The organism is Streptomyces sp. NPDC059567 (genome assembly GCF_042735655.1).
In the GTDB taxonomy this organism is placed as follows: Bacteria; Actinomycetota; Actinomycetes; order Streptomycetales; family Streptomycetaceae; genus Streptomyces.
Genome location: NZ_JBHWBS010000108.1, coordinates 1 through 9608 on the forward strand (window position 1 = coordinate 1; position 9608 = coordinate 9608).

The window sequence follows — 9608 nt, forward strand, 5'->3', positions numbered from 1 at the left end:
TCCCTCCTCCGCCTTGCGATCCACGGCACCAGACGCCGCTCCCCGATCCGGCCTGATCGACAAGACACCCCCTAGGCGCGCCCGGCCTCCCGGGGTGTCAACGGGGCCATCCCGCCCATCAGTTCGCGCAGACACCGCACCGCGAGCTCGGCCGGTGCCCCCTTGCCCCGTACCGGGGCGTCCGTCTCCGCCCACGCCTCCAGGGCCACCCGGATCGCGTCGGTGGCCGCCGCCGCCGCGAGCCGCACCTCCAGCGGGTCGGCGTCCGGTCCGGCCAGCTGGGCCACCACGGCCAGCAGCTTCTCCTCCGACTCCTGGTTGACCCGGTACCAGACCGCCCGCAGCGCCGGATCCGCGGCCGCCGCCCGCAGCAGTCCCCGCGTCCACCGCAACCCCTCCGCGGCCTCCTCGTCGGCCGCCGCGAGTGCCTCCCTGATCGACCGTTCCAGCGCCGCCGGCACCGTCGAGCCCGGCTCGGCCGCCGCGAGCGACTCGCGCCAGCGGTCCGCGCCGCCCGCCAGGAGCGGGGCGACGGCGTCCTGCTTGGAGCGGAAGTAGCGGTAGAAGGTCCGCAGGGCGACCCCGGCGCGCAGGGCGATGTCCTCGGCCGTCGTGCCGTCAGGGCCGCGCTCGGTGAAGAGCTCGGCGGCGGCCCGGGCGATGTCGAGCTGGGTGGCGGCCTTGCGGCGCTCCGTCAGGGAGGGGGGCTTGGTGCTCACCGTACGAAGGGTACGCCCCGCCTCTGCCTACCATGCATTTCATGCAGCTATGGCAAATCGTGCCACTTGGACGTACGGTGTCCGTACATCGCGAGGCTCGCCATCGAGAGCCTCGTCGTCGAGAGGTCGGACAGGGACATGAACCGCTACGAAGGACGCCGCGCACTGGTCACCGGTGGCGGCTCCGGCATCGGCCAGGCCACCGTGCGGCGCATCCTCGCCGAGGGCGGCAGCGTCGTCGCCGCGGACATCAGCGAGGACGGGCTGAAGGACACCGTCGCCAAGGCGGGCGCGGCCGGCGGCCGTCTGACCACCGTCGTCATCGACGTCGCCGACGAGACCTCGGTACGCGCGGCCGTCGCCACCGCCGTCGAGACGCTGGGCGGCCTCGACGTCCTGGTCAACGCGGCCGGCATCCTGCGCTCCTCGCACACCCACGAGACGAGCCTCGACTCCTTCGAGCAGGTCGTCAGGGTCAACCTGACCGGCACCTTCCTGGTGATCCGCGAGGCGATCCCCGCGCTCCTGCAGGGCAACGGCTCCGCCGTGGTCAACTTCTCCTCCACCTCGGCGATGTTCGCCCACCCCTACATGGCCGCCTACGCGGCCAGCAAGGGCGGCATCCAGTCCATGACCCACGCGCTGGCCGCCGAGTACGCCAAGCAGGGCATCCGCTTCACCGCCGTCCAGCCCGGCTCCATCTCCTCCGGCATGACCGACGGCACCGGCGCCAGCCGCCAGTCCGTCGGCCCCGGTCTGCCCGAGGACACCGACTGGTCCCTCTTCGCGAAGCTCGCCCCCGCCCTCGGCCAAGGCTTCGCCGGACCGGAGACCGTCGCCGGTGTCGTGGCCATGCTGGCCAGCGAGGACGGGAAGTTCATCACCGGCACCGAGGTCCGGGTCGACGGCGGGACCCACTTCTGATGACCTCCCTCGCCGCACGTGTCTTCGGCGGGAGGACCGCCGTCATCACCGGCGCCTCCTCCGGCATCGGCGCCGGGCTCGCCCGTCATGCCGCCGGACTCGGCATGAAGCTGGTCCTCGCCGACATCGCGGCCGAACGCCTCGCCGCCGTCGCCGACGAGCTGCGCGCGACCGACACCCGGCCCGAGGTCGAGACCGTCGTCACCGACGTCGCCGACCCGGCCTCCGTCGACGCCCTCGCCGACCACGCGTACACCCGCTTCGGCGCCGTCGACCTCCTGGTCAACAACGCCGGGATCATGGCCATGGGTTACTCCTGGGAGATCCCGGCCGAGCGCTGGGACGCCATGCTCCGGATCAACATCGGCGGCTACGTCAACGGCATCCGCTCCTTCGTCCCCCGGATGCTGGAGCGGGGCGAGCGGGCCTGGGTGGTGAACGTGTCCTCCATCGGAGGCCTGCTGCCCAGCCCGCTGATGGCGCCGTACAGCGTCACCAAGTTCGGGACGCTGGCGCTGACCGAGTCGCTGCACTACGAGATGCGGATGAAGGGCGCTCCGATCCAGGTGTCCGTGGTGACCCCCGGCGCGGTCAAGAGCGAGATCTTCCGGGCGGCCCGCCCCGGCGCGGACCAAGCACCCGAGGTCACCGGCTTCTCCGACCACCTCCAGACCATGAGCGACGAGCGCGGTCTGACCCCCGAGGAGCACGCGGAGCGGGTCTTCGCGCAGATCGCGGAGGGGAAGTTCTGGGTGGTCCCGCAGCCCGACACCCTTCACGAGGCCCTGCCGGCGCGGACGGACATGATCCTCGGTCAGGTGGATCCCGAGCTGCGGCTCGGCTGACGGACCGGTGCGGACCCGGGGTGGGGACGGCCCCCGGGTTCGTACCTCCTCCATGGAGCCTGCGGCCTGGGGCCTGTCCGACCCCCATCCGCCGGACACGCCCGCCCTAGGGTCTCTCGTTTGGATCTTGCCGGGCTCGCGTGCCCTGGTGCCGCTCCCCCAAGCTCTTCGAGCAGGGGGTACCCCCAGCCGCGTTGTCGTCGGTCGGCATGGTCCCCCGTAGCCCTTCGGGCACGGGAGGTGCCCCCACCGCCATGCCTCCCTCCTCCGCCTTGCGATCCACGGCACCAGACCCCGCTCACTGATCCGGCCTGATCCAAACGAAAGACCCTAGGCGCCGAAGCGCTCCCACAGCCGTGGATAGCGCGCCGCGAGCGCCTCGTCGTCCTCCAGGTCGAACGCCACGCCCTCCGGCTCCGCCGGCTGCGGCGGAATCCCCAGATCCGGCGCCTCCGCGCCGGTGAGCTGCTCGTACGCCTCGTCGGCGGCGAAGCCCAACTCCTCGCCGTCCCCGTCGATCTCCTCGTCGAACTCGACCAGCAGCTCGGCCAGCGCGTCGGGATCGTGCACCGCGCCCTCGAAGACCTCGCGGCCCTGCCCGATCAGCCAGCAACGGAAGTAGTCGAAGGCGTCGTCGCTCGCCCCGTCGAGCAGCACCGCCGCCGCGCCCCACAGATCCCAGCGGTACGCGCGGTTGTAGCGGGCCTCGAAGTGGCGGGCGAAGTCGAGCACGGAGTCGGGGTCGAGCTGCAGCAGCCGCTCGACGAGCAGGTCGGCGTGTTCCTCGGGGTCGCCCTCGGCGGCCTCGCGGGTGGAGTCGATGATCTCCCAGAACTCCGTCTCGTCCATCACGGACCAAGCATCGACCTTGGGGGAGGGCGACGCACCCGGAAACGACCAAAATGAAACCGGACAGGAGATGTCGTACTTTCCTGTCACGCTCGTTCCATGGAGACGGAGACGAAGCCGCTCAGCGGCAGGATCGCACTGGTCGCGGGCGCGACGAGGGGCGCGGGACGGGCCATCGCCGTGGAGCTCGGCACGGCGGGCGCCACCGTGTACGTGACCGGGCGCACCACCCGGGAGAAGGTAAGCGAGGTCGGCCGTACGACCGAGACGATCGAGCAGACGGCCGAGCTGGTGACGGCGGCCGGCGGCGAGGGCATCGCCGTTCCCACCGACCATCTGGAGATCGAGGAGGTCCGGGCGCTGGTCGAACGGATCGACAAGGAGCAGGGCCGGCTCGACATCCTGGTGAACGACGTCTGGGGCGGCGAGCACCTGATCGAGTTCGGCAAGAAGGTCTGGGAGACCGATCTGACGGGCGGTCTGCGGATGCTGGAGCTCGGTGTGAAGACGCACGCGATCACCTCCCGCCTCGCGCTGCCGCTGCTGATCAGGCACCCCGGGGGCCTGGTCGTCGAGATGACCGACGGCACGACCGAGTACAACACCCGGTTCCGGAACAACTTCTTCTACGACCTCGCGAAGTGCGCGCCCCTGCGGATGGCGTTCGCGCTCGCCCATGACCTCGAGAGCGTGGGCGGTACGGCCGTCGCGCTCACGCCGGGCTGGCTGCGCTCGGAGCAGATGCTGGCGGCCTTCGAGGTCACGGAGGAGAACTGGCGCGACGCGATCGAGAGGATCCCCGGCTTCGCGATCGCCGAGTCGCCGGTGTACGTCGGCAGGGCGGTGGCGGCGCTCGCGGCGGACCCCGACCGGGCGCGCTGGAACGGCCGGTCGCTCGACAGCGGCCGCCTCGCCCGGGAGTACGGCTTCACGGACGCGGACGGCTCCCAGCCGGACGCGTGGGGCTTCATGATCGCGGACGAGACGGGCGCCCCGGACGTGGCGGACTACCGCTAGGGCGCGGGGCGCGCGGCACGGGAGGCGGACCGCGACCGCCGGCCCGTGTCCGCGGTCGGGGCAGCCGACAGCCCGAAGCGGCGGCACGGACGCGGGCGGCCAGGGGCGGCCCTGAGGCCCGTGGGCTCTGACTGCCGGCGGTAGCCCCTGCCCGGGGGCGGGTCGCAGGAAGGACGGACGGCCCTCGTCGGCCCTCTCCCGTACCCCGATCGTCCACTCGACCGGGACGACGGCCTCGGGCCCTTGAGCGGTGGATTCGGACGCGGGCGGCCGGAGTGGCGGCGTCGAGGGCCGCGGTCCCTGACCGCCGTCGGCCGGGCTGGGGGGCGCGGCGTCGCAGGCTGTTATGCCTCAGGTCGCCGCGTTGCGGCTCGGACGCGGCGGCCAGGGGCGGCTTGGCCGCTTCCGCGCCGCGGCCCAGACCGCCTCGCTCAGTCGTAGAGCGCCCCGAGGCCCCGTGCCGCCTCCGTGAAGCGGGTTCGTAGGGAGTGGGGGGCGAGGATTTCCGCCTCCGGGCCCAGGGTGAGCAGCTGGCTGAAGGCGACCTCCTCGCTCTCCACGCGGAGCGTCGTCGTCAGCCGGCCCTCCGCGTCCGTCGAGGCGGACGCCAGCGCCTCTTCCGCCGCCGCGCGGTCCGTTACGTACGGCAGCCGCCGCGCCCCCGCCGCCGAGAGCCGCAGGACGACCTCGGCGCGCAGGATCGAGCGGGCGAACTCCGCCGCCCGCTCCGCCCAGAAGGCGGGCAGATCGAACGACCCGTCCCGTTCGAAACGCTCCTCACCGAGGGCCACCGCCGCGAAGCGGTCCACCCGGTACGTGCGGAACGCCGTGCCCGAGCGCGCGCACAGGTACCAGACCCCGGCCTTCAGCACGAGCCCGTACGGCGCCAGCTCGCGCTCCACCTCGGTCTCCCCGCGCCGGTAGCGGGCCGAGATCGTCCGGTCGTCCCAGACGGCCTCCGCGATCGGGGCGAGCAACTCGGGCGTCTCCGGCTCCTGGTACCAGCCGGGCGCGTCCAGATGGAAGCGCTGGGCCGCCGACTCGGGGGCGTCGCGCAGCGAGGGCAGAAGGGCGGCCGACACCTTCAGCCGGGCCGCCGAGGCCGCGTCGTCGAGCCCCATGTCCCGCAGCGCGCCCGGCAGTCCGGACAGGAACAGCGCCTCGGCCTCACCGCGCGCCAGGCCCGTCAGCCGGGTGCGGTACCCACCGATCAGCCGGTACCCACCCGCCCGACCCCGGTCCGCATACACCGGAACCCCCGCCTCCGAGAGGGCGAGGGCATCGCGGGTGATGGTCCGCTCGGACACCTCCAGCTCCGTGGCCAGTTCGGCCGCCGTCATCGACGGACGGGACTGGAGCAGCAGGACCATCTTGATCAGCCGGGCGGCACGCATGAACCCATCATGCGTGCCCGCCTCTTTTCGTGGGCTCGGTTCGCCTCCGGACCTCGTCAGAGGCCGTAGCGCTCGCGCGCCTCCTTCACGGCCGAGGCCGGGACCTCGCCGCGGCGGGCGAGCTGGGCGAGGGCCGCGACGACGATCGACTGCGCGTCGACGCCGAAGTGGCGGCGGGCCGCCTCGCGGGTGTCGGAGAGACCGAAGCCGTCCGCACCGAGCGAGGACCAGTCCTGCTCGACCCACTGGGCGATCTGGTCGGGGACCTGACGCATGTAGTCCGAGACCGCGAGGACCGGGGACTCCACGCCCTCCAGCGCCTTGCGGATGTACGGGACCCGCTCCTCGCCGCGCAGCAGCGCCGCGTCGGACTCCAGCGCGTCGCGCCGCAGCTCCGTCCACGAGGTCGCGGACCACACGTCGGCGCCCACGCCCCACTCGGCGGCGAGCAGCTTCTGCGCCTCCAGGGCCCAGTGGATCGCCGTACCGGAGGAGAGCAGCTGGATCCGCGAGGCGTCCGCCGGCAGGTCCAGGCCGGCCGACTCCGCCGTGTTGAAGCGGTACAGGCCCTTGATGATGCCCTCGTCGGCACCGTCCGGCTTGGCCGGCTGCGGCATCGGCTCGTTGTAGACCGTGAGGTAGTAGAAGACGTTCTGGTCCTCGCCCTCGGCGGCCTCGCCGTACATCCGGCGCAGACCCTCCTTGACGATCGCCGCGACCTCGTAGGCGAACGCCGGGTCGTAGGACAGCGCCGCCGGGTTGGTGGCCGCGATCATCGGGGAGTGGCCGTCCGCGTGCTGGAGGCCCTCACCGGTCAGGGTCGTACGGCCCGCGGTGGCGCCGACGAGGAAGCCGCGGCCGAGCTGGTCGCCGAGCTGCCACATCTGGTCGGCGGTGCGCTGCCAGCCGAACATCGAGTAGAAGATGTAGAAGGGGATCATCGCCTCGCCGTGCGTCGCGTACGACGACGAAGCGGCGATGAAGTCCGCCATCGAGCCGGCCTCGGTGATCCCCTCGTTGAGGATCTGGCCGTTGACGGCCTCCTTGTAGTACATCAGCTGGTCGCGGTCGACCGGCTCGTACGTCTGGCCCTTCGGCGAGTAGATGCCGAGCGACGGGAACAGCGACTCCATACCGAAGGTACGGGCCTCGTCCGGGACGATCGGGACCCAGCGCTTGCCGGTCTCCTTGTCGCGGATCAGATCCTTCACGAGGCGGACGAACGCCATCGTGGTCGCCATCGACTGCGTGCCGGAGCCCTTGTCGAAGGCGGCGAACGCCTTCTCGGCCGGGGCCGGCAGCGGGGCCAGCGGCTGGACGCGGCGGGCCGGGGCCGGGCCGCCGAGGGCCGCGCGGCGCTCCTGGAGGTAGCGGACCTCGGGGGAGTCGGCGCCGGGGTGGCCGTAGGGCACCACGCCGTCGACGAACTGCGCGTCCGAGATCGGCAGGCCGAGCAGGTCGCGCATGTTCTTGAACTCGTCCACCGAGAGCTTCTTCATCTGGTGGTTCGCGTTCTTGGAGGCGAAGCCCTCGCCGAGGGTGAAGCCCTTGACGGTCTGCGCGAGGACGACCGTCGGCGCGCCCTTGAACTCCAGCGCGGCCTTGTACGCGGCGTAGACCTTGCGCGGCTCGTGGCCACCGCGCGAGAGGTGGAAGCACTCCAGGATCTTGTCGTCGCTCAGCAGCTGCGCCATCGCGACGAGCGCCGGGTCGGAGCCGAAGAAGTCCTGGCGGATGTAGGCGGCGTCGCGGGTCTGGTACGTCTGGACCTGCGCGTCCGGGACCTCGCGGAGGCGGCGGACGAGGGCGCCGGTGGTGTCGAGCGCGAACAGCTCGTCCCAGGCGCCGCCCCACAGCGACTTCACGACGTTCCAGCCGGCGCCGCGGAACTGGGCCTCCAGCTCCTGCACGATCTTGAAGTTGGCGCGGACCGGGCCGTCGAGGCGCTGCAGGTTGCAGTTGATGACGAAGGTCAGGTTGTCCAGACCCTCGCGGGCGGCGAGTGCGAGTGCCGCGGTCGACTCGGGCTCGTCCATCTCGCCGTCACCGAGGAACGCCCACACGTGCGAGGACGAGACGTCCTTGATGCCGCGGTTGGTGAGGTAGCGGTTGAAACGCGCCTGGTAGATGGCGGAGAGCGGGCCCAGACCCATGGAGACGGTCGGGAACTCCCACAGCCAGGGCAGGCGGCGCGGGTGCGGGTAGGAGGGGAGGCCGTTGCCGCCCGACTCCTGCCGGAAGTTGTCGAGGTGCGCCTCGTTGAGGCGGCCGTCGAGGAAGGCGCGGGCGTAGATCCCGGGGGAGGCGTGGCCCTGGATGTAGAGCTGGTCGCCGGAACCGGCGGCGTCCCCGGACTCCTTGCCCTTGAAGAAGTGGTTGAAGCCGGTCTCGTAGAGCCAGGCGGCGGAGGCGAAGGTGGCGATGTGGCCGCCGACGCCGTGCTTGGCTCCGCGGGTGACCATGGCGGCCGCGTTCCAGCGGTTCCAGGCGGTGATCTTCCGCTCCATCTCCTCGTCGCCGTCGATGACGGGCTCCGCGGAGGTGGGGATGGAGTTGACGTAGTCCGTCTCCAGCAGCTTGGGCAGGGCCAGGCCCGCGCCCTCGGCGTGCTGCAGCGTGCGGCGCATCAGGTAGGCGGCCCGGTGAGGGCCGGCGGCCTTGGTGACGGCGTCCAGGGAGGCCGCCCACTCGGCGGTCTCCTCGGTGTCACGGTCCGGGAGCTGGTCGAGCTCACTCGGAATCTTGCCTACGGGATCGGTCATGATCGCCGCCTTCCGGACAGATGGGGGTGGAGAAGGGGTGCCTTGTCTGGCAGGACAGGGCGAAGGGCCGGGTAGCGGCCCGCCGAAGACTCTAAGCCGCCGATCGATGATCGATCAAAGGGTTGAAGGGGAAAACCTCTTCAGATCGAGAAAGTCGGCACAGGGTGCCGCGAAAAGGGGCACCGGGTGCCTTGTTTTCGCAGGTGGGAGGGCGGATGAGAGGGGGGTCGCACGAATGAGCGGACCCGCCGGGGGCGGGTCCGCTCAGGGAACTGCTCAGGAAACCTCGGGGAGGCGCTCAGGAAGGACTCGGGACGTACGGGGGTGCTTCAGGCTCTCGGCGCGCAGCCGAGGACATGGGCCTTGACCAGGGCGCCGATGTTCGGATCGCCGCGGCGGAAGGCCTCCACGAGCTCCTGGTGCTCCTCCGCGTACGACTTCTGGACCGTGCCCAGCCAGCGGATCGACAACGCCGTGAACACCTCGATGCCCAGGCCCTCCCAGGTGTGCAGCAGCACGCTGTTCCCGGCGGCCTTCACCAGCTCCCGGTGGAAGGCCACCGTGTGTCGTACCTGCGCCGTCCCGTCGGCCGTCCGGTCCGCCTCGTAGAGGGCCGTCACATGCGGCTCCAGGGCCGAACAGTCGGCCGCGAGGCGCTTCGCCGCCAGCTCCGCCGCGATCTGCTCCAGACCGGCCCGGACCGGGTAGCTCTCCTCCAGGTCGGCCGCGGTGAGGTTCCGTACCCGCACGCCCTTGTTCGGCGACGACTCGATCAGCCGCAGCGACTCCAGCTCGCGCAGCGCCTCGCGCACCGGCGTCTGGCTGACTTCCAGCTCCGTCGCGATGCGGCGCTCGACGATCCGCTCGCCCGGCTTCCAGCGACCGCTGACGATGCCCTCCACGATGTGCTCGCGGATCTGTTCGCGCAGCGAGTGGACGACGGGCACGCTCATGAAGCCGCTCCTTAGGGACGCGTTGACACCCAAGACAATACGGCGGCGGGGCCCCCCCCCCCCCCCACCACCCGGGGGGGGCCGGCGGGGGGGGGGGGTGAGGAACACGAAGTGGGGGGACCCGCCCCCAGCCGCAGCCGCACAC

The 9608-nt window shown here is 71.8% G+C and carries 8 protein-coding genes; 3 read left to right on the top strand and 5 right to left on the bottom strand.

The genetic code is table 11. The annotated features are described in order from the left end of the window. Positions 1–71 precede the first annotated feature (71 nt). Positions 72–719, bottom strand: coding sequence for a TetR family transcriptional regulator (locus tag ACFVZW_RS31985; protein WP_384528767.1), 648 nt, complete (start codon positions 717–719; stop codon positions 72–74). Between the two features lie 138 nt (positions 720–857). On the opposite strand from ACFVZW_RS31985, the gene ACFVZW_RS31990 reads away from it, so the two are divergent. Then, positions 858–1643, top strand: coding sequence for an SDR family NAD(P)-dependent oxidoreductase (locus ACFVZW_RS31990; protein ID WP_384528770.1), 786 nt, complete (start codon positions 858–860; stop codon positions 1641–1643). Beyond that, complete coding sequence (locus ACFVZW_RS31995) at positions 1643–2488, top strand: SDR family NAD(P)-dependent oxidoreductase (protein WP_384528772.1); 846 nt, start codon at positions 1643–1645, stop codon at positions 2486–2488. Before ACFVZW_RS31990 ends, ACFVZW_RS31995 begins: the two co-directional genes overlap by 1 nt. 330 nt (positions 2489–2818) lie before the next feature. Here the strand turns inward: ACFVZW_RS31995 and ACFVZW_RS32000 are convergent, their stop codons facing one another. Next, the gene (locus tag ACFVZW_RS32000; protein ID WP_384528814.1) at positions 2819–3337 is read right to left on the bottom strand and encodes a DUF4240 domain-containing protein; all 519 of its coding nucleotides are present in this window, start codon (positions 3335–3337) and stop codon (positions 2819–2821) included. Positions 3338–3436: 99 nt separating this feature from the next. Between ACFVZW_RS32000 and ACFVZW_RS32005 the strand changes: the two genes are divergently transcribed. Beyond that, on the top strand, positions 3437–4354 hold the full coding sequence (locus ACFVZW_RS32005; protein ID WP_384528775.1) for an SDR family oxidoreductase: 918 nt from the start codon (positions 3437–3439) through the stop codon (positions 4352–4354). A 431-nt stretch (positions 4355–4785) separates the two neighbouring features. Here the strand turns inward: ACFVZW_RS32005 and ACFVZW_RS32010 are convergent, their stop codons facing one another. From ACFVZW_RS32010 to ACFVZW_RS32020, 3 genes are all read right to left on the bottom strand, one after another. After that, positions 4786–5748 (bottom strand): helix-turn-helix transcriptional regulator, encoded by a 963-nt coding sequence (locus ACFVZW_RS32010; protein ID WP_384528777.1) that lies wholly within the window; start codon positions 5746–5748, stop codon positions 4786–4788. Positions 5749–5804: 56 nt separating this feature from the next. Beyond that, entirely contained in the window at positions 5805–8510 is a 2706-nt protein-coding gene (gene aceE / locus ACFVZW_RS32015) for a pyruvate dehydrogenase (acetyl-transferring), homodimeric type (RefSeq protein ID WP_384528780.1), read from the bottom strand. Positions 8511–8839: 329 nt separating this feature from the next. Further along, complete coding sequence (locus ACFVZW_RS32020; protein WP_383560158.1) at positions 8840–9463, bottom strand: GntR family transcriptional regulator; 624 nt, start codon at positions 9461–9463, stop codon at positions 8840–8842. Between the last annotated feature and the right edge of the window lie 145 nt (positions 9464–9608).

What these genes read in the sequence shown, in the direction of transcription:
- ACFVZW_RS31990 (WP_384528770.1), top strand. Translation starts at nt 858, where the DNA reads ATGAACCGCTACGAAGGACGCCGCGCACTGGTCACCGGTGGCGGCTCC.
- ACFVZW_RS31995 (WP_384528772.1), top strand. Translation starts at nt 1,643, where the DNA reads ATGACCTCCCTCGCCGCACGTGTCTTCGGCGGGAGGACCGCCGTCATC.
- ACFVZW_RS32000 (WP_384528814.1), bottom strand. Translation starts at nt 3,337, where the DNA reads ATGGACGAGACGGAGTTCTGGGAGATCATCGACTCCACCCGCGAGGCC.
- ACFVZW_RS32005 (WP_384528775.1), top strand. Translation starts at nt 3,437, where the DNA reads ATGGAGACGGAGACGAAGCCGCTCAGCGGCAGGATCGCACTGGTCGCG.
- ACFVZW_RS32010 (WP_384528777.1), bottom strand. Translation starts at nt 5,748, where the DNA reads ATGCGTGCCGCCCGGCTGATCAAGATGGTCCTGCTGCTCCAGTCCCGT.
- aceE (WP_384528780.1), bottom strand. Translation starts at nt 8,510, where the DNA reads ATGACCGATCCCGTAGGCAAGATTCCGAGTGAGCTCGACCAGCTCCCG.
- ACFVZW_RS32020 (WP_383560158.1), bottom strand. Translation starts at nt 9,463, where the DNA reads ATGAGCGTGCCCGTCGTCCACTCGCTGCGCGAACAGATCCGCGAGCAC.